The sequence below is a fragment of the Gellertiella hungarica genome (assembly GCF_014197145.1).
GTDB lineage: Bacteria > Pseudomonadota > Alphaproteobacteria > Rhizobiales > Rhizobiaceae > Gellertiella > Gellertiella hungarica.
Genome location: NZ_JACIEZ010000015.1, coordinates 21,529 through 44,805, shown reverse-complemented (window position 1 = coordinate 44,805; position 23,277 = coordinate 21,529). Strand labels below are relative to the sequence as shown.

21 protein-coding genes and 1 riboswitch are annotated in these 23,277 nt (G+C 61.6%); of the genes, 10 read left to right on the top strand and 11 right to left on the bottom strand.

Features of this window, described 5'->3' with window-relative positions; translation table 11 throughout:
* The first annotated feature begins 19 nt into the window (after positions 1–19).
* Both GGR23_RS21510 and GGR23_RS21505 read left to right on the top strand, forming a co-directional pair.
* Positions 20–1,054: an ABC transporter substrate-binding protein gene (locus GGR23_RS21510; protein WP_183368388.1), complete on the top strand. Its 1,035-nt coding sequence runs from the start codon at positions 20–22 to the stop codon at positions 1,052–1,054.
* Between the two features lie 222 nt (positions 1,055–1,276).
* Positions 1,277–2,308 (top strand): histone deacetylase family protein, encoded by a 1,032-nt coding sequence (locus GGR23_RS21505; RefSeq protein WP_183368387.1) that lies wholly within the window; start codon positions 1,277–1,279, stop codon positions 2,306–2,308.
* Positions 2,309–2,384: 76 nt separating this feature from the next.
* On the opposite strand, the gene GGR23_RS21500 is transcribed toward GGR23_RS21505, so the two are convergent.
* On the bottom strand, positions 2,385–2,837 hold the full coding sequence (locus tag GGR23_RS21500) for a calcium-binding protein (RefSeq protein ID WP_183368386.1): 453 nt from the start codon (positions 2,835–2,837) through the stop codon (positions 2,385–2,387).
* A gap of 342 nt (positions 2,838–3,179) precedes the next feature.
* Here GGR23_RS21500 and GGR23_RS21495 point away from each other — a divergent pair, with 342 nt between their 5' ends.
* Both GGR23_RS21495 and GGR23_RS21490 read left to right on the top strand, forming a co-directional pair.
* Positions 3,180–4,148, top strand: coding sequence for a hypothetical protein (locus tag GGR23_RS21495; RefSeq protein ID WP_183368385.1), 969 nt, complete (start codon positions 3,180–3,182; stop codon positions 4,146–4,148).
* A gap of 139 nt (positions 4,149–4,287) precedes the next feature.
* Positions 4,288–5,274 carry an aldo/keto reductase gene (locus tag GGR23_RS21490; protein WP_183368384.1) on the top strand — a complete coding sequence of 329 codons (987 nt, stop codon included), beginning with the start codon at positions 4,288–4,290 and terminating at the stop codon, positions 5,272–5,274.
* 7 nt (positions 5,275–5,281) lie between these two features.
* Here the strand turns inward: GGR23_RS21490 and GGR23_RS21485 are convergent, their stop codons facing one another.
* The 6 genes from GGR23_RS21485 to GGR23_RS21460 all read right to left on the bottom strand — a co-directional run bounded on the left by GGR23_RS21485 (position 5,282) and on the right by GGR23_RS21460 (position 14,549).
* Positions 5,282–6,190: a DMT family transporter gene (locus tag GGR23_RS21485; protein ID WP_183368383.1), complete on the bottom strand. Its 909-nt coding sequence runs from the start codon at positions 6,188–6,190 to the stop codon at positions 5,282–5,284.
* A 155-nt stretch (positions 6,191–6,345) separates the two neighbouring features.
* Positions 6,346–6,496: riboswitch (FMN riboswitch) on the bottom strand.
* A gap of 113 nt (positions 6,497–6,609) precedes the next feature.
* The gene (locus GGR23_RS21480) at positions 6,610–8,802 is read right to left on the bottom strand and encodes an esterase-like activity of phytase family protein (RefSeq protein WP_382340837.1); all 2,193 of its coding nucleotides are present in this window, start codon (positions 8,800–8,802) and stop codon (positions 6,610–6,612) included.
* A gap of 189 nt (positions 8,803–8,991) precedes the next feature.
* Positions 8,992–9,267, bottom strand: a complete 276-nt coding sequence (hupB, locus tag GGR23_RS21475) for a DNA-binding protein HupB (RefSeq protein WP_183368382.1) — start codon at positions 9,265–9,267, stop codon at positions 8,992–8,994.
* A 203-nt stretch (positions 9,268–9,470) separates the two neighbouring features.
* Positions 9,471–11,891, bottom strand: coding sequence for an endopeptidase La (lon, locus tag GGR23_RS21470; RefSeq protein WP_183368416.1), 2,421 nt, complete (start codon positions 11,889–11,891; stop codon positions 9,471–9,473).
* 454 nt (positions 11,892–12,345) lie between these two features.
* A complete protein-coding gene (gene clpX, locus GGR23_RS21465; protein ID WP_183368381.1) occupies positions 12,346–13,623 on the bottom strand; it encodes an ATP-dependent Clp protease ATP-binding subunit ClpX in 1,278 nt (425 codons plus the stop codon).
* A 296-nt stretch (positions 13,624–13,919) separates the two neighbouring features.
* On the bottom strand, positions 13,920–14,549 hold the full coding sequence (locus tag GGR23_RS21460; RefSeq protein WP_183368380.1) for an ATP-dependent Clp protease proteolytic subunit: 630 nt from the start codon (positions 14,547–14,549) through the stop codon (positions 13,920–13,922).
* Positions 14,550–14,946: 397 nt separating this feature from the next.
* On the opposite strand from GGR23_RS21460, the gene GGR23_RS21455 reads away from it, so the two are divergent.
* Positions 14,947–16,194 carry a cytochrome P450 gene (locus GGR23_RS21455; protein WP_183368379.1) on the top strand — a complete coding sequence of 416 codons (1,248 nt, stop codon included), beginning with the start codon at positions 14,947–14,949 and terminating at the stop codon, positions 16,192–16,194.
* Between the two features lie 76 nt (positions 16,195–16,270).
* Here GGR23_RS21455 and GGR23_RS21450 read toward each other — a convergent pair whose 3' ends face one another.
* Entirely contained in the window at positions 16,271–16,615 is a 345-nt protein-coding gene (locus GGR23_RS21450) for a cupin domain-containing protein (RefSeq protein ID WP_183368378.1), read from the bottom strand.
* 47 nt (positions 16,616–16,662) lie between these two features.
* Positions 16,663–17,946, bottom strand: a complete 1,284-nt coding sequence (locus GGR23_RS21445; RefSeq protein WP_183368377.1) for an O-acetylhomoserine aminocarboxypropyltransferase — start codon at positions 17,944–17,946, stop codon at positions 16,663–16,665.
* A gap of 275 nt (positions 17,947–18,221) precedes the next feature.
* On the opposite strand from GGR23_RS21445, the gene GGR23_RS21440 reads away from it, so the two are divergent.
* Positions 18,222–18,503, top strand: a complete 282-nt coding sequence (locus tag GGR23_RS21440; RefSeq protein WP_183368376.1) for a DUF6455 family protein — start codon at positions 18,222–18,224, stop codon at positions 18,501–18,503.
* 6 nt (positions 18,504–18,509) lie between these two features.
* Here GGR23_RS21440 and GGR23_RS21435 read toward each other — a convergent pair whose 3' ends face one another.
* Positions 18,510–18,938, bottom strand: a complete 429-nt coding sequence (locus tag GGR23_RS21435) for a CoA-binding protein (protein WP_183368375.1) — start codon at positions 18,936–18,938, stop codon at positions 18,510–18,512.
* 150 nt (positions 18,939–19,088) lie between these two features.
* Between GGR23_RS21435 and GGR23_RS21430 the strand changes: the two genes are divergently transcribed.
* From GGR23_RS21430 to GGR23_RS21415, 4 genes are all read left to right on the top strand, one after another.
* Complete coding sequence (locus GGR23_RS21430; protein ID WP_183368374.1) at positions 19,089–19,430, top strand: hypothetical protein; 342 nt, start codon at positions 19,089–19,091, stop codon at positions 19,428–19,430.
* Positions 19,431–19,893: 463 nt separating this feature from the next.
* Positions 19,894–20,730, top strand: coding sequence for an EamA family transporter (locus GGR23_RS21425; protein WP_183368373.1), 837 nt, complete (start codon positions 19,894–19,896; stop codon positions 20,728–20,730).
* A 198-nt stretch (positions 20,731–20,928) separates the two neighbouring features.
* Complete coding sequence (locus GGR23_RS21420) at positions 20,929–21,489, top strand: DUF2087 domain-containing protein (protein ID WP_183368372.1); 561 nt, start codon at positions 20,929–20,931, stop codon at positions 21,487–21,489.
* A 59-nt stretch (positions 21,490–21,548) separates the two neighbouring features.
* Positions 21,549–22,355 (top strand): alpha/beta fold hydrolase, encoded by an 807-nt coding sequence (locus GGR23_RS21415; RefSeq protein WP_183368371.1) that lies wholly within the window; start codon positions 21,549–21,551, stop codon positions 22,353–22,355.
* Here the strand turns inward: GGR23_RS21415 and GGR23_RS21410 are convergent, their stop codons facing one another.
* The gene (locus tag GGR23_RS21410; RefSeq protein WP_183368370.1) at positions 22,356–23,183 is read right to left on the bottom strand and encodes an enoyl-CoA hydratase; all 828 of its coding nucleotides are present in this window, start codon (positions 23,181–23,183) and stop codon (positions 22,356–22,358) included.
* Positions 23,184–23,277: the final 94 nt, after the last annotated feature.

The following is a 23,277-nucleotide window of genomic DNA, read 5'->3' as shown; positions in this document are numbered from 1 at the left end:
AACAGAGAGGAACCGAACCATGAAAAAAACAGGATCGATTGCGCTGGCGCTGGCTGCGCTGATGGCTTCCGCGACCTTCGCGGCCGCCGATGGCGAACTCAACATCTACAACTGGGGCAACTATACCAGCCCGGACCTGATCAAGAAGTTCGAGCAGAAGTACAATGTGAAGGTGACGGTCACCGACTATGACTCGAACGACACCGCGCTTGCCAAGGTGCGTGCCGGCGGCCACGGCTTCGACATCGCCGTGCCCTCCCAGTCCTTCATCCCGACCTGGATTGCCGAGGGACTGCTGCTGGAAACCAATCCCGGACAGATGGAAAACGCCAAGAACATCGCGCCCGAATGGCAGAACCCCGACTTCGACCCCGGCCGCAAATATTCCGTTCCGTGGCAGCTCGGCACGGTTGGCGTTTCGGTGAATACCGACGTCTACAAGGGCGACATCAACACCTGGGGCATCATCTTCGATACGCCTGAGGAGCTGAAGGGCAAGGTGAACGTGGTTCCGGAAATGAACGACGTCATCTATGCGGCCATCAAATGGAACGGCGGCAAGATCTGCGACAACGACAAGGAACTGCTGAAGAAGGTCCGCGACACGCTGGTCAATTCCAAGCCGAACTGGATCGCCATGGAATACTCGACCGTCGAGAAGATGACGGCCGGCGACTATGCCGCGACCTCCGACTGGAACGGCTCTGCCCTGCGCCAGCGCCTCGCCAAGCCGTCGATCAAGTACGGTTACCCGAAGGAAGGCATCAATTCCTGGTCGGATAACGTCGTGGTCCTGAAGGACGCGAAGAACGTGGAGAACGCCAAGCTCTTCCAGAACTTCATCATGGATCCGGAAAACGCCGCCATGATCTCCGCCTTCGCCCGCTATGCGAACGGCATTGCCGGCTCGGACAAGTTCATGCCCGAAGACATGAAGGGCGCGCCGGAACTGACCGTCCCCGAGGACATGAAGGACAAGGTCGACCTCATGAAGATGTGCGATCCGGCCACCCAGGAAATCTACACCAAGATCTGGACCGAACTGCAGAAGTAAGGGCGAGATTCCCCTCCCCCTTGTGGGGAGGGGCCTTCCGGTTTTCAGAAGCAGGCCTTCATCCGTGCCGCCCCCTCACCCGGCGCTTGCGCGCCACCCTCTCCCCGATGGGGAGAGGAGGGAGTATGCGGCCGCCGCTCCGGATCTCTTCTCCCCACCGGGGAGAAGGTGCCGGCAGGCGGATGAGGGGGCCTCACATCGTTCCATCGATTGGGAGCAATCATGAAGTCAGTCTATTCGCCGCGCCACATGGGTCACTCCGGCAATGTGGAGCTGGTCGCCGGGGCGATCGTGCCGGCATTCGAAATGCCCTCGCGGGCGGAATTCATACATGAGCGGTTGAAGGAAACGGGGCTTGGCCCCATCCTCGCGCCCGAAGAACACGATCTTTCGACCGCCGCCCGGGTGCACAAGCAGAATTACCTCGATTTCCTGCCGACCGTCTGGGATCGCTGGACGGCGCTGGGGCGCGATGGCACGGCGCTTCCCTATACCTGGCCGACGCGCGGGCTTCGGCAGGATGTCATCCCCGAGCATCTCGATGCGCAGCTCGGCTATTATTCCTTCGATGCCGGCATCGGCTTCGTGAAGGGCACGTGGGATGCCATCAAGTCCTCCCATGACGTGGCCCTGACGGCGGCTGGCCTCGTCAACGCCGGAGAGCGGTCCGCCTTCGCGCTCTGCCGTCCGCCGGGCCACCATGCGGGCTCGGATTTCATGGCGGGCTACTGCTTCATCAACAATGCAGCGGTGGCCGCGCAGTGGTTCCTGGACAAGGGTGCAAAGCGCGTCTCGATCCTCGATGTCGATTATCACCACGGCAACGGCACGCAGGAAATCTTCTACCGCCGCGGCGACGTGCAGGTCATCAACCTCCACGGTGACCCGAACGACGAGTATCCCTATTTCCTCGGCTTTGCCGACGAACGCGGCGAAGGCGCCGGCGAAGGGTTCAACATCAACTATCCGATGCGCCACGGCACCGGCTGGGACCGGTGGTCGGAAGCGCTGGAGGACGGCTGCCGCAAGCTCGCCGACTACGCGCCCGATGTCGTGGTGGTTTCCCTCGGCGTCGACACGTTCGAGAAGGACCCGATCAGCAAGTTCCGGCTGAAGACCGAGCATTACCCGCTCATCGGCGCCCGCATCGCCAAGCTCGGCCTGCCGACCCTCTTCGTGATGGAAGGCGGCTATGCGGTTGCCGAAATCGCCGTCAATGCCGTCGGCGTTCTGCAGGGTTTCGAGGGGGCGTGAAGCCTGCCTCGCGCTTTCAGCTCGCCCATACCGGCGCCCCGCCACGCGGCGGGGCGTTTTCATTTGCCGCTCGGGTTCAGGCAAAGACGAACTGGCTGGCGTTCAGTCCGGCAATGGCGGTGTCGACCTGCACCAGCTGCTGCGCCGCCCCTGCCCCGCTGCCATCCGCATCCCACCAGACACCCCTGTCGTTTGCGACAAGATAGCCGTGATCCGCTTTGAGCGCGGCCGTACCGATCACCAAATAATCCGCAATGCTGGCATTGGCGGCAAGACCGAAGCTTGCGGCGTTCAGGACAATCTTGTCTCCCTGTGCAATAGAGAAATCCCTTATCCTGTCCCGCCCGCCATTGGCTGAAAACACGAAGCGGTCGGCACCGAAGCCACCGGTCAGGATGTCATTTCCAAGCCCGCCGTTCAGCGTGTCGCGGCCCGACCAGCCGTAAAGCTGGTTGACGCCGGCATCGCCAGTCAGAACGTCGTCGTAGTTCGTTCCGCTGACATTCTCGAAACCGCTCAGTGTATCCATGCCGGCAGCACCGGTATTCTGCGCAGTGGTAATGGAAAGGTCGACGGTGACACCCGCGTTTCGACGTTTGCTCCGAGCGGACGTACGGAGTTGGGTATTGTTATTGGGAAGATACGCGACGCTCCGTTATGCCGAAAACAAAGAGCTGGATCTCTACTGATTTTAAATGGATTGAGTTCTGATGCGGGGTTGTAAACGCCTGTTGTGAGCTACTTGACTACGATCGCCACCGCAGAGGCTTCGCCGCCAGTACCCCCCACTGCAGAAAATATCATCAACATTCCATTAACAACTTAAATTTAGTATTTTATATTATTCGAATCAATTTCACTGTAGTCATCCATGCTTGCCATATCGAAATCGATGAATACCGGCTTGCTGCTGTTGCGGCAGGGTGGCACCACTGGCCAGGAGAAGGGTTCTGCGGACCAGATTCTCAACATTGTAAATCAGGCGAAGAGCAGCAGTGTTTCGACACCGAAGGCTCCGGCCGAGTCAAAACCGAAAGAAGCCCAGGAGGGTGATGCCAAGTCTCCAGGCTTCCGCAATCCCATATTGGCCAACCCTTCAAAATATCAGCAGCTGTCCGCGAAAGAAATCGACGCCTTTTCGGCGCAACAGCAGCAGACCATGGGGACCTCCAATATCAGCGGCTACGCACGCTATGCCCAGGATTTCGGGAATGAGGCTTTCAGGATCATCGAACGGAAAATCAGCGGCCTGAATGCTTTTGGTAAAGATGCAATTTATAACGGAAAGGTAATTGAAGCAACCATACTAAATAATTCAGAGAAAACCGGCTGGCAAAAAGAAGTAGAAAACGCTGAGAAATTAACGTCGATGCTCGTAGGCACTGTCACGGAATACAATATCTACTATCACGATATCAATAATATAGATGAAAGCCGACAAGATATAGACCCCTCTGTGGCTCGCATAATCAACAATTACATTGACGACGAAAGATCGACCATAAAGAATTTCAACAAACCTGAATACACCGAGGGCCGCCTTTCCATGCTCGGTGATACGATTGGCATTGGCCACATCAGCAAGCGCGATAACGGCGAGTACAAGATTGAGCCGTATAAAGTGATGAGCAAAGACGGAAAACTGGTCGCCGAAATGAAGGATGATGGACACTTCGTGACGTATAACGAAGATGGCTCCGTGCTAAAGGAGCGCAGTCGTTTCGAGGTGTGCGCTGAACTCTCAGATGGACATGACGTCAAGTGGGGCTTTGGGGAAACCCGATTTGCCCGGTATGCAACCCTTGTCTATACCGAAGACAAGGACCTGATGTTCTATTGATGCACCGTGTGAAATCCCAAAAGCCCCGCGCGAAGATCGCCGCGGGGCTTTTGCTTTGCGCTCCCCTTTTTCGCGGGATGCTGATATGGAGGATTGCCGCGGTTCCGTGGCAGGGTTTCAAGTCAGCGAGGAGTTTTTCATGCGCCAGCATCAATTTGGCCGCCTTCCCTTTACCGTGTCCGAAGTGGGTTTCGGCGCCTGGCAGATTGGCGGTGCCTGGGGTGAGGTGAGCGAGGCCGACGGTCGGAATGCGCTGAATGCGGCGCTCGATGCCGGCATGACCTTCATCGATACCGCCGATGTCTATGGCGACGGGCGCTCGGAGAAGATCATCGCCGAGGTGCTGAAATCGCGCTCCGGGCCACGCCCGATGGTGGCCACCAAGGCGGGCCGCCGGCTTTCCCCGCATGTGGCGGACGGTTACACCAAGGCCAATATCGAGGCCTTCATCGAGCGCAGCCGCCGCAATCTCGAGATGGACTGCCTCGATCTCGTGCAGCTGCACTGCCCGCCGACCGACGTCTATTATCGCCCCGAACTGTTCGACGGCATGGACGAGCTGGTGGCTTCGGGCAAGATCAAGGCCTGGGGCGTCAGCGTCGAGCGGGTCGAGGAGGCGCTGAAGGCCATCGAGTACCAGAACTGCGCCAGCGTGCAGATCATCTACAATCTCTTCCGCCAGCGGCCGGCCCAGCTCTTCTTCGAGGGCGCAAAGATGAACGATGTCGCGGTCATCGCACGGGTGCCGCTCGCCAGCGGCCTGCTGTCCGGCAAGATCACCCGCGAGACGACCTTCGCAGCCGACGACCACCGCCTGTTCAACCGGAACGGCGAGCAGTTCGATGTGGGCGAGACCTTTGCGGGCGTGCCCTTCGAGGTCGGCCTGCAGGCGGTGGAGGAAATCCGCGCGCTGGTTCCGGCCGGCGCGTCCATGGCCGCCTTTGCGCTCCGCTGGATCCTGATGAACGATGCGGTGACGGTGGTCATCCCCGGCGCGCGCAATGCCGAACAGGCCAGAGCCAATGCCGCGGCCGCCGATCTCGAGCCGCTCTCCATCGACGTGATGACGGCGGCCCGGGAAATCTATGACCGGCTGGTGGCGCCGCACGTCCACCATCGCTGGTAAAGGGACATCAGGCGGCGGAGAGCCTCGCCTCCGCCCGCCGTTCCGCCAGCAGGATGAAGAGGGAAGCGGCGAGGATCATCGCCGCGCCCAGCCAGAGCGGCCCTTCCGGCGCATAGCCGAAGACCATGTAGCCGGCGAGCAGGTTGAGCGGCAGCTTCAGATCGTCGAAGGGCTGCACATAGGCGGCATCCGCCGATTCATAGGCCCTGGCGAGGAAATACTGCGCGCCGACCATCAGCAGCCCGGACACGACCAGCCAGCCGAGAACGGCGCCCTGCGGCCACTGGAAGCCACCCCAGAGGGCAAAGCCCGCATTGACGGGCGACATCAGGATGAGAAGCCACAGCGTTGCCGTGCCGGAGCTGTCCTTGGCCAGAACGCTCTTCGTCAGCAGCGAAGCCCCCGCCCAGAGAGCCGCCGCCGCAACGGGGGCTATGGCGGCCAGCGTAACGCCGCCAGCCCATGGCTGAAGGATGATCATGGCGCCGGAAAAGCCCACCGCCGTTGCCAGCCAGCGCTCCTTGCCCGCCCGTTCGCCGAGGAAAAGCGCCGCACCCGCCGTCACGAAGAAGGGCGAGGTCATCACCAGGGCGATCGCCTGCCAGATCTGCACCCCATGCGCCAGGCCGAAAACCCATGCCTGCACGCCGAGCACCGAAAGCACCACGCGAGCGACATGGGTATAGGGATGGCGGGTCTTCAGCGAGCCGAAGCCGGAGCGCGCCAGAAGCGGCACGGAAAAGCACAGCGCGAGGAAATACTGCCAGAAGGCATCCGATGTGGAGCTGAGGCCGAGATTCATCGTCAGGTGCTGGGTGATCGTGTTGAGCGCGGCAAAGGCAGCGCCCGCGAGGATCATGAAAGCCGCGCCGCGAAAGGCCGGGGAGCGGGTAAAGGATGTCAGGCTCTGATTCATGTTCGTTCCCTTGGAACCGGTTGACACAAATCAGGACGCACGGGGACAAGCGCAGAAGACGACCCAGCCTCTTTCACGGAGAACCAAGGTGCGTCAGTCCGGACCGCGGCCCCGGCCCGACCCTTCACGGGACAGCCTCGGCATGCGGCGCCATTTCCCGTTCTCTTTCATCCGGACTTTCACCGTCGGCTCCGGAATCGCACCGGATCTGCTGACCCTCCCCCCATTCGGGAAGAGGCGCTCGCGGGCTATGGGGCTACCCCCTTTACCGCCGGTGGGGACTTTCACCCCGCCCTGAGAACAGGACCATTCGTAATGCATTGCCGCAAGGCAGACAAGGCAGGTTGCGACGGACGCAGCGTTCACAACGGCAAAGGGCGGCCACAAGAGCCGCCCTTCCCGGAAAAACATTCCCGGCCTTACTGCGTGGCAAGATCCACGGGGAAGAACAGCGTTTCGCCAGAGCTGTCGTCCACGCCGTCATTGTCGGTCACCGCATAGGCCTTTCCGGCCGCATCGAAGGCAAAGCCTTCGAGCTTGTCCACCACATAGCCGTTCGTGGCCTTCAGGGCGGGCAGAAGATCGGCGACCTCCTCCTTCCGCACGACCGGCAGCTCGCCGCCGATCGGAGCGCCCTTCAGCTCAGACAGAGCAACGCGGAAGAGCTTCTTCAGGCGGGCCTTGTCGCCGATCTGGTTATCCCGTTCGATCAGATAGGCATGTTCGCCATGAATGGTCAGCTCGGAAAGACCGACCCAGCCCTCTTCCGTCTTCTCCAGCGGATAGCGAACGGCAGCCCATTCCCTGGAGGCCGGCTTGTAGGAAACGAGCTTCACCATGCCCTCGGGATCGTCCTTCCATTCGCGCTGGACGGCCATCCACAACACCGTGTCATCGCCGGAGCCGGTCACGGCCACGCCTTCGAAGCCATAGCGGGTTTCCTGGGCGAGCAGTTCCTTCGGCAGCGCGATCTCTTCCTTGATCTCGCCTTTCGGGTTCACGTGATAGAGGGCGTGCGGCACGAGCTTCTCCGCATTGCCTTCCGAGGCCAGCCAGTACCAGCCGTCTCCATCGACCGCCACGCCTTCCACATCCAGCTTCTGGGCCGGCTCGCCATTGCGCCTGACCGGAAGGACATCCGTAATCTCGGCGGGGTTCTTCGCGGCATCGATGGTGTAGATGGCGGGTGCCATGCCATAAACGCTGTCGCTCACGGCGTAGAGCTGGCCCGGCTTCTCCGGCACGGCGGCAAGACCGGAAAGAGCGCCCCAGCCGATGGGCTGGCCGTCTTTGAGCGCAGAAACAAGCATGGGATAGCGCGGCGCACCTTCGGCGCGCTCATATATCATCACATGGCTGCGGGCACCGTCGTCCTCCACAAGGTCGAGTTCGTTGGCGGTGACCAGAAGGTTGCGCGACGGGATGGCTACCGCCCCTTCCGGAGAAATGCCGGACGGCAGGAGCTGGGTGAGCTTCGGCTCCTCGCCCGAAAGATCGTAGACGCCGACCAGAGACGCCCGCTCTGCCAGCAGGAAGCCGTAGGGCTTGCCGTCGAAGCTGGCGATTTCGAGACCCTCCGGTTCGGTCCCCTTCTTGCCGGCGCGCTTTTCCGGATAGTGGCCTGCGAGTGCTGCGGCAACCTCGAAACCATTGCTGGAGTCATGCAGCACCCTGCCGCTGCGGTCGAAGATGGTGAAGCCCCGCGTCCCGCCCTTCCAGTCGCCCTCGTTGGCCACAATCAGACGGTCATCGCCGATCCATTTGATCGAGTCGGGCTCACGCGGCGTTTCCTCGAGCGTACCGGAGAAATCGAGGCGGCCGTCGGTCCGGGCGTCCACCTTGTCGAGGCTTGCGGAGCCGGCGGAGAAGTGGCTGACGACCTTGCCCGACGGGCCGTCGACGATGACGATGTGGTTGTTCTCCTGCAGCGTCACGGCGATTTCGCCCTTGCCGTTGATCGCTACGAATTCGGGCTCCGGGTCATCGCCCGCGACAGCGGCCAGGCCCGTGAGTGCGACGTGGCGGATCGCGCCGCAATCGGCGGCACCGTCCTTCAGCGAAACGATCGCCAGATCGCCCGCAGGCATCTGGGGCAGATCGCCGTCATTCACGTCCTCGTCCCGTTCGTTCTCGATGGCGATGGCGGCAAAGCGGCCGTCAGCCGAGATGGCTACCGAATCCGGCTGGCCGCCCAGCTCACAGGCTGCCTCCGCCTTGCGGGTCGCGAGATCGACCGTCACGAGCTTGCCGGACGGCTTGGCCTTCGATGCGGACGTATTCACGGCCGCCAGAACCTTTGCCCCACGCGCAGCGACGGAGGTAGGCTCCCCATCGAGCTTCAGGGCACCCAGCGCCTTCGGAGCGCGCGGATCGGTGATGTCGATGAAGCCGATCGCCCCCAGCGGACTGTCGGAATAGACGAGCGTATTGCCATCGTCGCTTGCGGTCACGATTTCCGCCGAGGTCACCGTCTTCGAATCGCTGCCCTCGGGCAGGTTTGCGGCAACCGGAAAACTGGCGATGCGGTTGAATACCGGTTCGGCGGAAAGGCCGAGCGCGGACGTTGCGAGAAGCGCCGTCGTCAACGTCATGCGCTTGAAACCACGGATCATGGAAACCTCCTGCTTCCTTCGATTTGACCCGTGCTAAGTGCGCGATGCGGATGTCACGGACATGACAGCCAGCTTACGGTTTTGCGACAGAGGCCGAGCTGCCGCCGCAAATGGAAACGGCACGCCAACCTCGTCAGGCTGGCGTGCCGTTGATATCGGGAGCCCAGGGGCCCCGGGGCGTCAATGGCCTTAGCTGTTGACGGCGTCCTTCAGGCCCTTGCCTGCGGTGAACTTCGGAACGTTACGAGCCGGAATATCGACTTCGGCGCCGGTCGACGGGTTGCGGCCCTTGGAGGCTTCGCGGCGCGAAACGGTGAAGCTGCCAAAACCGGCGAGGCGGACGTCGCCACCGGCCTTCAGAGCGGACTGTACGGTTTCGAATACCGCATCGACGGCAGATGCTGCATCAGCCTTGGTCAGCCCGGCCTTTTCGGCCACTGCGGAGACGAGTTCATTCTTGTTCATGTTTCCACCCCTTTCAATGGTTTGAAACGACTCAATTATGCATCGGGCGCAGAATACGAAAGCTCCTGCTCGCCGCAACTCAAAAGCCCTGCAATACCCCGAAATGCAAGCGTTTCAGGCGCATTTTCACAAAAAAGGCCGGCATGAAGCCGGCCCTTTCCTCAGTTTTCTGTGTAGATCAGGTCCAAAACCCGGTCCGTCGTTCAGTGCGCGATGGTCTGGCCGGCGTCATCCGACCCTTCAACCGTAGCGATTACCGGGGTCTCGACGGTGCCGTCCCATTCAATCGGTTCAGGCACCCGGGCCAGGGCATGGCGGATAACCTCGCCCATGCGGGACACAGGCACGATCTCCAGATTGTTCTTCACGTTATCCGGAATATCGGCCAGATCCTTGGCGTTCTCCTCGGGGATCAGCACCTTCTTGATGCCGCCGCGAAGGGCTGCAAGGAGCTTTTCCTTGAGGCCGCCGATCGGCAGGACACGGCCGCGCAGCGTGATTTCACCCGTCATCGCGACGTCGTGGCGGACCGGAATGCCGGTCATGACCGAGACGATGGCCGTTGCCATGGCGACACCGGCGGACGGACCGTCCTTCGGGGTCGCGCCTTCAGGCACGTGCACGTGGATGTCGGACTTGTCGAAGCGCGGAGGCTCGATGCCGAAATCGACGGCGCGCGAGCGGACATAGGAGGCCGCTGCGGAAATCGATTCCTTCATCACGTCCTTCAGGTTGCCGGTCACGGTCATGCGGCCCTTGCCGGGCATCATGACACCTTCGATCGTCAGCAGTTCGCCGCCGACCTCGGTCCAGGCCAGACCTGTCACGATGCCGACCTGATCCTCGCCCTCGGCCTCGCCATGGCGATAGCGCGGAACGCCGAGGAAATCCTTGACGTTCTCGGCCGTCACCTCGACGGACTTCACCTTGCCCTTGATGATTTCGGTGACTGCCTTGCGGCCGAGCTTCATCAGCTCGCGCTCCAGGCTGCGCACACCGGCCTCACGGGTATAGGCGCGGATGACTTCCATCAGGGCTTCGTCGGTAACCGAGAATTCCTTCGGCTGGAGCGCATGCTCGCGGATCGCCTTCGGCAGAAGGTGGCGCTTGCAGATTTCCAGCTTCTCTTCCTCGGTGTAACCCGCAATCCGGATGATCTCCATGCGGTCCATCAGCGGGGCAGGAATGTTGAGCGTGTTGGCCGTGGTGATGAACATCACGTCCGACAGGTCGTATTCCACCTCAAGATAGTGGTCCATGAAGGTCGAGTTCTGTTCCGGATCGAGCACCTCGAGCAGCGCAGAGGACGGATCGCCGCGGAAATCCATGCCCATCTTGTCGATTTCGTCGAGCAGGAAGAGCGGGTTGGACTTCTTGGCCTTCTTCATGGACTGCAGCACCTTGCCCGGCATGGAGCCGATATAGGTGCGGCGGTGACCGCGGATCTCTGCCTCGTCACGCACGCCGCCAAGCGCCATGCGGATGTATTCGCGGCCGGTTGCCTTTGCGATCGAGCGGGCGAGCGAGGTCTTGCCCACGCCGGGCGGGCCGACGAGGCACAGGATCGGACCCTTCAACTTCGAAGAACGGGCCTGTACGGCCAGATATTCGATGATGCGCTCCTTTACCTTGTCGAGACCGAAATGATCCTCTTCGAGAATCTTCTCGGCGTTCAGCAGGTTGGTCTTGATCTTCGAGCGCTTGCCCCACGGCAGGCCAAGCAGCCAGTCCAGATAGTTGCGCACCACGGTGGCTTCCGCCGACATGGGGCTCATCTGGCGCAGCTTGCGCATTTCGGCTTCGGCCTTTTCCTTGGCCTCCTTCGAAAGCTTGGTCTTGGAGATGCGCTCTTCCAGTTCGGCCATCTCGTCGCGGCCGTCCTCGCCGTCGCCGAGTTCCTTCTGGATCGCCTTCATCTGTTCGTTCAGGTAGTATTCGCGCTGGGTCTTCTCCATCTGGCGCTTGACGCGCGAGCGGATGCGCTTCTCCACCTGGAGAACCGAGATCTCGCCTTCCATGAAGCCGAGCGCCTTCTCGAGGCGAGCCTTGACGCTGGTGGTTTCCAGCATCTCCTGCTTCTCGGTGATCTTGATCGACAGATGCGATGCGACCGTATCGGCCAGCTTCGAGTAATCCTCGATCTGGCTTGCGGCACCCACCACTTCAGGCGAGATCTTCTTGTTGAGCTTGACGTAGCTTTCGAATTCCGAAACCACGGAGCGGCTCAGGGCCTCGACCTCGACCGGATCATCCTTCGGCTCTTCGAGGATGTCGGCATAGGCCTCGTAGAATTCCTCGCGATCGGAATATTCGTGGATCTTGGCGCGCGCGCGGCCTTCCACCAGCACCTTCACCGTGCCGTCGGGCAGCTTCAGGAGCTGCAGGACGTTGGCAACGGTGCCGACCTTGTAGATGCCTTCCGGCGACGGATCGTCATCGCCCGCATTCATCTGCGTGGCGAGCATGATCTGCTTGTCGGACCCCATGACCTCCTCAAGCGCGCGGATGGACTTCTCGCGCCCGACGAACAGCGGAACGATCATATGGGGGAAGACCACGATGTCGCGGAGTGGCAGCACCGGATAGGCGGCACGCTCACCTGCAGCAGACGTTTTTTTCGTCATCATTGTTCCTTTCCAAAGCCCCGGGAGGGGCTTCAATCCGTCGGCGCCCTCGGGCGCCTCGGCCTTTCCTAGATGCTCCACAAGTGGAGATTAGCACTCACGATTTCAAGGCGGCCCTGCCCTGTCTCGGAGGAGCAACGGCCCGGGAACGGCGCATCTCATTTGCCAGAACCAGAGCCTATGACCGGGAGCTAACGTGTGGCTTGCCAAGCCAACCGCCCCGCACGGCGATCGCGGCATCAACGGATCGCACCCCGAGTCACTGTTTTAACCTTTGTGGCGCCAGACGCAAACAATCAAAAGCGGACTGAGCATCTCTCGTCACGACAGGACTAACGCTTTGCGGACGGCAAGTGCTCCCGAAAGGTTTCGCCCTGTGTCACTTTTTCCCGCGGCCTGAAACGAAAAGGGCCCGCTTGAAGCGGGCCCTCTGACATTCGGATGCATCGTTCGGTCAGGCCGAGGCGTTTGCCTTTTCGTCCACGCGGTCGGCATAGATGTAGAGCGGACGGGCAGCACCACGCACCACCTCTTCCGAGATGACCACTTCGCGCACGCCGTCCAGTTCCGGCAGGTCGAACATGGTATCCAGCAGGATCTTCTCCATGATCGAACGGAGGCCGCGGGCGCCGGTCTTGCGGATGATGGCCCGGCGGGCAATCTCGCGCAGGGCGTCCTCGTGGAAGGTCAGTTCCACGTCTTCCATCTCGAACAGGCGCTGATACTGCTTGACCAGTGCATTCTTCGGTTCGGACAGGATCTGGATCAGCGCATCCTCGTCCAGGTCCTCGAGCGTTGCCAGGATCGGCAGACGACCGATGAACTCGGGAATGAGGCCGAACTTCACCAGGTCTTCCGGCTCGAGATCGCGCAGCACTTCGCCGACGCGACGGTCTTCCGGAGCCTTCACGGTCGCTGCGAAGCCGATCGAGGTCTTCTCGCCGCGGGCGGAGATGATCTTGTCCAGGCCGGCGAATGCACCGCCGCAGATGAACAGGATGTTCGTCGTGTCCACCTGCAGGAATTCCTGCTGCGGATGCTTGCGGCCACCCTGCGGGGGCACGGAGGCAACGGTGCCTTCCATGATCTTCAGCAGGGCCTGCTGCACACCTTCGCCCGATACGTCACGGGTGATCGACGGGTTGTCGGACTTGCGGCTGATCTTGTCGACTTCGTCGATGTAGACGATGCCGCGCTGGGCGCGCTCGACATTGTAGTCGGCGGCCTGGAGCAGCTTCAGGATGATGTTCTCGACGTCCTCGCCGACATAGCCGGCTTCCGTCAGGGTCGTCGCATCGGCCATCGTGAAGGGCACGTCGATGATGCGGGCGAGCGTCTGGGCGAGATAGGTCTTGCCGCAGCCGGTCGGGCCGACGAGCATGATGTTCGACTTCGCCAGTTCGACATCGCCACCCTTGGAGGCATGGGCGAGACGCTTGTAATGGTTATGCACGGCAACGGAGAGAATGCGCTTGGCCTGCTTCTGGCCGATGACATATTCATCCAGAACCTTGATGATATCCTGCGGGGTCGGCACGCCGTCCCGCGACTTGACCATCGAGGACTTGTTCTCCTCGCGGATGATATCCATGCACAATTCGACGCATTCATCGCAGATGAAGACGGTCGGTCCGGCAATCAGTTTCCGGACTTCGTGCTGGCTCTTGCCGCAGAAAGAACAATAGAGGGTATTCTTGGAGTCCCCACCGTTGTTACCGCTGACTTTGCTCATGTTCACATTCCTTCCAGCACGCCGAGGATCCGACTTGTCAGGCGGATTACGGTCTTTCTTGGTCCGTCCTTGAAGGGGGCGTCTTGCCTCCCTCTTGGACCGAAACCCGACAAAAGCCTTGACCGTGAACTCGGAACATCCAGTCCCTGGCCGCGGGGGCCCTTTACGGGATCATGCTATGTTAGATCATTCAACATAGCATTAATCGAAACTCTTCATACAACAAGGAAGAGAATTTCCTCCCTTGGACAACAATTGGGCGGGAACTGTGGCGCAGCCCCCTCGCCCGGAACATTTTAGCCGGCGTCGCCTTCGATCTCGGCGCGCGAGGTCAGAACGCGGTCGATGAGGCCCCAGTTGAGGGCTTCGTCCGCATCCATGAAATGGTCACGGTCGAGCGTCTGTTCCACTTCCTCGTAGGTACGGCCGCAATGCTTGACGTAGACTTCGTTCAGGCGGCGCTTCATCTTCAGGATGTCGCGGGCGTGGCGTTCGATATCCGAAGCCTGGCCCTGGAAGCCGCCCGAGGGCTGGTGCACCATGATGCGGGCATTCGGCGTTGCGAAGCGCATGTCCTTGTGGCCGGCGGCGAGCAGAAGCGAGCCCATCGAGGCCGCCTGTCCGACGCAGAGCGTGGAAACGGCCGGCTTGATGAACTGCATGGTGTCGTAGATCGCCATGCCGGCAGTGACGACACCGCCCGGAGAATTGATGTAGAGGGCGATTTCCTTCTTCGGGTTCTCCGCCTCGAGGAAGAGGAGCTGCGCGCAGACGAGGGTCGCCATGTGGTCTTCGACCGGACCGGTCATGAAGATGATTCGTTCCTTGAGCAGCCGCGAATAGATGTCGTAGGATCTTTCGCCGCGGTTGGTCTGCTCAACGACCATGGGGATAAGGGCCATGGCAGTATCAACTGGATTTCGCATATCCGTCCTTTGTCATGCTTTCCCCGACGCCCGCGACGGCAGGGAATCAAAAAAAGAAGTCCTCGTCCTTACATAGAGTGTGACTCCCCCCCACTTCAAGAGAAGCAAGGGAAAGACGGTCGCTTTCGAACGCCTGCCACCCCATGTTCCGGGGGCAATGCCCTCAAGGCAACGGCACGACTCCAGCCTCGGCCAGCACCTTACTTGCATGATTCCCGATTAATGGCGGGTTACAGCGTGCTTCGGCAGCCCAAATTTCGGCCGATAGGTAAAAAGCGCGTGAATATGCACCGCGGCATTTGCTTGCATTCCTGTCCGGGCACGCCTTTGTGCCAGCTGAAGGGACGGCGGCTGCCCGCCTCTTTTCCATCTGGTCAAATTCCGCTACGACAGCGCCATGACAAAGCTTCCCTTCCTTTCCATCGATCCGTCCACACGCGAAGTCTCGCTCGACGCCGCAGATCCGGCCTTCTACAGCGATCCCAACCGGACCTATGCCGCCCTTCACGCGGCCTGCCCCACCTTTTTCTGGAAGGAGCAGAAGCGCTGGTTCTTCACGGGATACGATCATGTGAACGCACTTCTCCGCGACCGTCGCTTCGGCCGGCAGATCCTCCACATCGCCACGCGCGAGGAGCTCGGCATGCCGGAGCCGCTGGAACACACGCGGCATTTCGATCTGGCGGAATCGAAGTCCCTCCTCGAACTGGAGCCCCCGGAGCACACCCGCCTGCGCACGATGGTGAACCGCGCCTTCGTGTCCCGGCACGTCGAGAGACTGAAGCCCGAGGTGGAAGCGCTCGCCAACCGGCTGATCGACGGCTTCGCCGACAAGAAGGAGGTGGAGCTGCTGTCCGCCTTCGCCGACATCATTCCGGTGACGATCATCGCAAGGATGATCGGCATTCCGGAAGAGATGGGGCCGCAGCTGCTGGCCTGGTCGCACGACTACGTCAAGATGTACATGTTCGGCCGCACCCGTGAGGACGAGCTGGCTGCCGACAAGGCCTCGAAGGAATTCGCGGACTATGTAAGGACGGTCATCGCCGAGCGGCGGGCTTCGCCTCGCGACGACCTTCTCACCCACATGATCACCACGGAGCACAAGGGCCAGCACCTGACCGAAGAGGAGCTGATCTCCACGACCATCGTCCTGCTGAACGCGGGACATGAGGCGACCGTGCACCAGATCGGCAATTCGGTGCGGGTCATCCTCGAAAGCGGCATCGATCCGGCGACGCTCTTTGCGGACGAAAAGGCGACAGAGCGCACGGTGGAGGAAAGCCTCCGCATCTGCGCGCCCGTGCATATCTTCCAGCGCTACGCGCTCGAGGAGACGGAGGTGGATGGCGTATCCCTCAAGCGTGGCGACGTGATCAGCCTCGTGCTGGCGGCCGCCAATCTCGATCCGGAAAAGTTCGAAGACCCCCTCGTCTTCCGCCCAGAGCGAAGCGAAGCGCCCAATCTCTCCTTCGGCGCCGGCATCCATTTCTGCATCGGAGCGCCGCTCGCGCGGCTGGAACTGAATGTCGTGCTGCCGCTTCTGTTCAAGCGCCTCCCCGGCCTGAGGATCGCAAGACCGCCCGTGGTGAAGGATGTCTACCACTTCCACGGCCTGGAGGCCCTGCACCTCGCCTGGGACTGAGGGTGCGCGGCCTTCGTTCCCCGCCAGGCAGGGAGCGAAGGCGGCCATGGCCCCGTGGGCCGTCCGCAGGCAGGGCTCACAGGCGGATGACGTAGTCCTTTAGAGTCGTTTCAATCACTTCCCAGGTTCCCTTGAAGCCGGGTCTCAGGATCAGGCGGTCGCCCGCCTTCAGGGTGACTGCCTCGCCGCCATCTTCCGTCACGATGGAATGACCCGACAGGATGTGGAAGTACTCCCATTCGTCATAGCTGATGCGCCACTTGCCGGGCGTCGATTGCCAAAGGCCGGCATAGAGGCCGCCGGGCGCCTCTTCGAGATTCCAGGTGGTGAATTCGGGGTTGCCAGAGATCAGGCGGTCCGCCGAAGGAGCACCCTTTTCCGGCTCCACCCCTTCGGGAACGAACTTCAGGTAATGGCTCATGCGCGATTCCTTGGTATGGGGAGCGGCCAGGGCCGCTCCCGCCGGGCTCAGACGGCAGCCAGGGCCTGTTCCAAGTCGCCGATGATGTCGGAGACATCCTCGATGCCGACAGAAAGGCGCACCACATCGGGACCGGCACCTGCGGCGATCTGCTGTGCCTCCGTCAGCTGGCGGTGCGTGGTGGAGGCCGGGTGGATGACCAGCGAGCGGGTATCGCCGATATTGGCAAGGTGCGAGAACAGCTTGAGGTTCTGGACGAGGTTCTTGCCCGCCTCGTAGCCGCCCTTCACGCCGAAGGTGAACACCGCACCGGCGCCCTTCGGAGAATACTTCTTCTGCAGGGCGTTGTTCGGATCGTCATCGAGGCCGGCATAGGAAACCCAGGCTACCTTGTCGTGGCTCTTGAGCCACTTGGCGACGGCCAGCGCGTTGTCGCAGTGACGCTGCATGCGCAGCGGCAGCGTCTCGATGCCGGTGAGGATCAGGAACGCGTTGAAGGGCGAAATCGCCGGGCCGAAATCGCGCAGGCCGAGCACGCGGCAGGCGATGGCGAAGGCGAAGTTGCCGAAGGTGGCGTGCAGCACCATGCCGGCATATTCCGGCCGCGGCGCGGAAAGCATCGGGAACTTGTCGGTCTTGGACCAGTCGAAGGTGCCGCCATCGACAATGACGCCACCCATGGAGTTGCCATGACCGCCCATGAACTTCGTCAGCGAATGCACGACGATATCCGCCCCGTGTTCCAGCGGGCGGATGAGATAGGGGCTTGCCATCGTGTTGTCGACGATGAGCGGCAGGCCGTGTTTCTTGGCAACGGCGGCAACGGCAGCGATATCCACGAAGGTGCCGCCCGGATTGGCAAGGCTTTCGATGAAGATGGCGCGCGTGCGGTCATCGATCTGGGATTCGAAGGACGCCGGATCGGCGGGATCGGCCCAGCGCACCTGCCAGCCGAAGGACTTGAAGGCGTTGCCGAACTGGTTGATGGAGCCGCCATAGAGGCGCTTGGCGGCGACGAAGTTGTCGCCGGGCTGCATCAGGGTGTGGAAGACGATCAGCTGCGCGGCGTGGCCCGACGATACCGCGAGCGCTGCCGTGCCCCCTTCGAGGGCAGCAACGCGCTCCTCGAGGACGGCCTGCGTCGGGTTCATGATGCGGGTGTAGATGTTGCCGAACTGCTGCAGACCGAAGAGCGCGGCCGCATGATCGGCATCGTTGAAGACGAAGGCGGTGGTCTGGTAGATCGGCGTTGCCCGGGCACCGGTGGTCGGATCGGGCTGGGCGCCCGCATGGACTGCCAGTGTGTTGAAGCCGGGGTTGTTGCTGGACATCGTATCCTCCTCGTGGGTTTGTCGGGAGGGATCATAGAGCAAGTTCCGGAAATCTGAGAAGCGCTTTCCCGCCCAAATTGCGAGAAAACAATACCTTGGCTCATATAAGCGAGCAGGTGGAACGCCGCGCCCCGTGGCGCTCTCCGCACCGGATGATTATCCTTCCCATACCGGCTGCAGCCGGAAGATAATTCCTCGCAAGGGCGATTGATCGGGATCAAGGCGCGGTTCCGGGCGCTGCCGCATTCTGCGCTCCGCACAACGAGGAGAAGCCCATGCTTGCCAATGACGCCCTTCCCTGCGACCGACCTTCCCAGGACATGACACGGGAAATGCCCGACATGATGCTCGCGCTCGGCATCGAACCCGCCCTGCTGCGTCTCGACCATCCGGCGCTTTATGCCGGCATGGAGAGCGTGTGCGCCGGCTGCGCTTCGAAGGGCCAGTGCCAGCACGACCTGAAGACCGATTCCGCAGCCGACCACTTCACCGATTACTGCGGCAATGCGGCCACGCTGAGCCTGCTTTCCGGCCGGCCGGACCTCGCACGGGATTGAGCGGTTTCAGAGACCGAGGCGTGGGATCTCGATGGCGGGGCAACGGTCCATCACGACCTGCAGGCCTGCCGCCCGCGCGGTATCGGCTGCCATCTCGTTGACGACGCCGAGCTGACCCCAGATGACCCGGGGCTTCGGATCGAGGGCGATTGCCTCGGCCACAACCTCGGGAAGCGCATCGGCGGCCCGGAACACGTCCACCATGTCGACGGGCTCGGGAATATCGGACAGCCGGCCATAGACTGTCTGGCCCAGCAGCGTCTTGCCGGCCTGGCCCGGATTGACCGGCAGCACCCGGTAGCCGCGCGAAAGCAGGAACTGCATGACCCGGTGGCTCGGCCTTTCCGGATTTGGAGACGCGCCAACCAGAGCGATCACCTTGACGGAGGTCAGGATGTCCCTGATCGTTTCGTTGCTGTGGCCGTCGATGCTCATCGGTTTTTCCTTTCGTGCCGCACACATTTGCGTGACAGCTCTTTTCCGTTCCGGACGTTGCTCCATTTTGTCCCTGATCGGAAGGAACAACGCAACCGCCAATGGCACATCCGCGTTGCCTCCGACTTGTCTCACATAGGAATTACACCGATGAGTTCAATAAAACGCCTCATGATCGTTGCCGGGCTCCTCGCCGTGGGCGTCTCCGCCGCCAATGCCGAACCCCGTTACAATCCGCGCAAGATGACATGCGAAGCCGTGCAGGACGTGATCCGCGCCCATGGAGCGGTGACACTGCGCTACAACTCGACGCGCGTCAAAAACCTTCCGCTCTACAACCGCTACGTCCGCAACTCCTATTTCTGCGACACGAACGAGACGGCCGTGCCTGCAAGCGTGCCCACGGCCGACCGGGATCGTTGTCCGGTCAAGGTCTGCGAGCAGAGGGACTTCGAAAGAGATCGCCGCATCCCGTGGCTGCTCGATCGCTAGGCCAGTTCAGCATCTTCAGGGGGCAGCAAAGAGCCTGCTGCCCCTTAACAATATCTTCACCAATATTAGCAGTTCACTTATTGATCCATTTCCGTTCTTCATGCAGTCGCACTTTGTATTATTAACATTAGGTTTTCTTAATTTAATTCTGTCTGATTTGAGAACATTTGTGCACAAGCGTTCTGCAGGAGACGAGCGGAGCGAAGGGCAGCAAATACGTTTTATATAATAATTACAATATATTACCGATGGCGTGAAATTCCTTTCCGGCGACGTTAAATATTTCATAAAGTATAATGTTCTTTGGTATGCCGATCTTCAGAAATTCTTTTTCGTCCCGACAAAAGCGTGGCTTTCGCGAGCCGGGGCGTTCCGAAGTGACTGCCAGCCGGCTATATAGGTTGCAAAGGCGCTGTACCGGGCGATTCCCGTCCACTGGACGCGCAAGCGAGGGTGCAGACCAATGCCCGTTGACGTGATCCTGCTGGTGTTGCTGGGGGCGCTTCTTCACGCTTCCTGGAATGCAATCGTCAAGGCGGGCAGCGACAAGCAGTTGGGGGCCGCACTGATTTCTGCTGGCGCAGGCCTCACTGCCGTGCCGTTCCTTCCCTTTCTGCCGCTTCCAGCTCCAGAGGCCTGGCCTTTCGTCGCCGCATCCGCGGTTCTGCAGTTCACCTATTTCCAGCTGGTTGCCGCCGGATATCGCGCCGGGGATATCGGACTGGTCTATCCCCTCATGCGGGGTGTTGCCCCGCTGCTGGTGGCCTTGACGAGCAGTATCGTCATTCAGGAGCACCTGACACATGGCGCCATGCTGGGGGTTGCCACCATCTCGGCCGGCATCCTGACGCTCGCCTTCGAGGCGCGGCGTGGCGGAAGCAAGGCCATCGTGCTGGCCCTCATGAACGCAGCTGTCATCGCAACCTACACCTTCGTGGACGGGCTCGGGGCGCGCAAGGCAGGAAATGCGATTTCCTATACGCTCTGGATGTCGCTTCTGCCGCCGGTGCTTCTCTTCGGCTGGGCTTTCTACAGCCGGGGGGCGGCCACTGTTGTCGCCTATGTCCGGCGTGAATGGTGGCGCGGCTGGTTTGGCGGCGCGGGATCGATCGCCTCATACGGGCTTGCGCTCTGGGCGATGACGAAAGCGCCCGTTGCCGCAGTCGCCGCCTTGCGCGAAACCTCCATCCTGTTCGCCCTGGTGATATCCGTCGTCATCCTGAAGGAGAAGGCAAGCGTCTGGCGATATGTGGCCGGGGCGATCATCGCCCTTGGCGGGCTCATCCTGAAACTGGGCTGAGGCGAAACCACATTGACAAGCGGGCGCGGCGGGAGCACATAAGCCGCCACGGTCCGCAGTTCACCGAGGCATCGCCGCCCGAGAGGGCACGCTAAACCTGCCAGAGCACATTTCGATCCGACTCACGATCCGTGCCAGTTCGGAAGGGCGATCACCGGAAATTCCGCAAGGAATGCAAGGCACCACAAGGATTGTGTGATGTCTCGTACACTTTTAGCCTTTCATGCAGATGACATGTCTGCCCTCGCCAAGGCGCTGCGCAAGCAGCTGATGGAGCGCACCGGCGCGCCAACCCATCTCGAAATGCTCAACATGCTGGCCCGCGCCATCGGGCACCGGAATTTCCAGGAGTTCAGGGCAGGCGCCGAGACGCCAGCAGCTCCCGACGAAGCGAGGGCCGATGCCGGCCTCGAGCCGGCGGAAACGATTGCCGAAAGCCGCCATCATCAGGAACAGGTCGATCGGCTGGTTCGCTGCTTCGACGAGGCGGGCCGCCTCCTGCGATGGCCATCGCGCCGGACCGATCAGGTCCACGCTCTCTGGGTGCTCTGGACCCGCCTACCGGCACGGCAGGACCTCACGGAGCGGGATATCAGCGACAGGCTCAAGGCCCTCAACGCCTTCGGCGATCACGCGATCCTGCGCCGCGAGCTCTGCAGCACCGGCCTGATGCGGCGCACGCCGGACGGGCGGGTCTATCGCCGGGTGGAACAGCCACTTCCCCACATCGTGGCCGAGGCGCTGAAGCGCATCGCCTGAACCCCTTCCCTTCGATCAGCGACCTTCGGCAGCGCAAGCGGCGAAGGCAGGAGCACGACATGACCGATATCGAAACCGGCCTTCACGCCGGACGCATTCCCTATGCCCGCGCGGGCGGCAGGGGCAAGCCGCTGGTTATCCTCAACGGAGGACAGGGCTTCATGCGCAAGCTGACGCCGGCACGCATGGTCCGCGATGCCCGCCGCATCGCCGGACTGCTTCCGTCCGGCCAGGCTTTCATCCTCGTGCAGTATGACCCGAAACCCGCCGGGAAGCTCGACCTTGCGCTCCTGGCGGACTCGGTGAACGATCTCGTCAGGACGCTCGCTGAAGAGCCTGTCACGGTGATCGGCATATCCTTTGGCGGCATGGTGGCCCTGCGGCTGGCCGAGCGGCATCGGGAAACAGTCGCGCGGCTCGTCCTGCTTTCCAGCGCGCATCGCTTTTCTGAAGCGGGACAGTCCCGGCTCCGCCAGCAGGCGGCCTGGGTGAGGCAGGGCGAGCTCGCCCGCGTGCTGATGGATTATACCGACATCTTCCGCCGGCCCTGGTGGAACTGGCTGATACGCCTCCGCTTTCGTGCCGAGAGAGGGCGTATCGCAGGCACCATGGGCGATCCGGAAGCGATCACCGCCTATCTCCTGGCGGCCGTCGATCCGACCCCCGTGCGTCTCGAAGCGCTGGACCTGCCGGTTCTGATCATCGGCGGCGGCGCGGACCAGTATTTCGCCGGTGCGATGGAAGAGGCTGCCACCGCCATTCCCGGAGCAAGGCTCTGCCTGCTGCCGGGAGAGACGCATATGGTGGCGGTGGAACGGGCAAAGGCCGTCGCCCGCATTCTGGAGCCATTCATCCGCGGGAGCTAGTCACTCCCCCGTCCACACGGCATGCCGCTTGTCGAGGAAGGCGCCGATGCCTTCCTCGGCATCGCGGGCCAGCATGTTCTCCACCATCACCCGGATGGTGTAGTCATAGGCCTCGTCCGTCGACAGGTCGGCCTGCGCATAGAACGCTTCCTTGCCGATCTTCAGCGTCAACGGCGACTTGGAGGCTATCACGGAGGCGTATTTGTTCACCACCTGGGTGAGGTACTGCTTCGGCACGATCCGGTTGACGATCCCGAATTCCTTCGCGGTCGAGGCATCGATGGTCTCGCCGGTCAGGAGCATCTCCATCGCCTGCTTGCGGTGGGCGGCGCGCGAGAGCGCCACCATCGGCGTGGAGCAGAACAGGCCGATATTGACCCCCGGCGTGCAGAAGGCGGAGGTATCCGTGCAGATCGCGAGATCGCAGCTTGCGACAAGCTGACAGCCGGCGGCGGTCGCCAGTCCATCCACCTCTGCAATGACCGGCTTCGGCAGTTTCTGGATCTTCAGCATGAGATCCGCGCAGAGACGCATGGTCTTCTCGAAAAAGGCCCTGCCCCGATCCCCGTCGCTTCGGCGGGCCGTCATTTCCTTCAGGTCGTGGCCTGCGGAAAAGAGCTTGCCATGCGCCGCGATGATCAGAACCCTGACCTCACGGCTATCGGCTGCGGCATCGAGTTCCTGGTGCAGCCTTTCGAGCAGTGCCACCGACAGCACGTTGGCCGGCGGATTGTTGAGCGTCAGGCGCAGGACGCCATCGGTCAGGCAGACGCCGAGCGGCGTCTCCGGCGCGCCCCCTTCCCTGGAAAGCGAAACGATATCGGCCATGGCGTTCTCCTTTCGGCGGGCTTGCTTCGCCATCTTCCATGCCACAAAAGAGGGGCATGCCGCCAGCAGCAGACGGCAAGTCCTTCCGATTTCA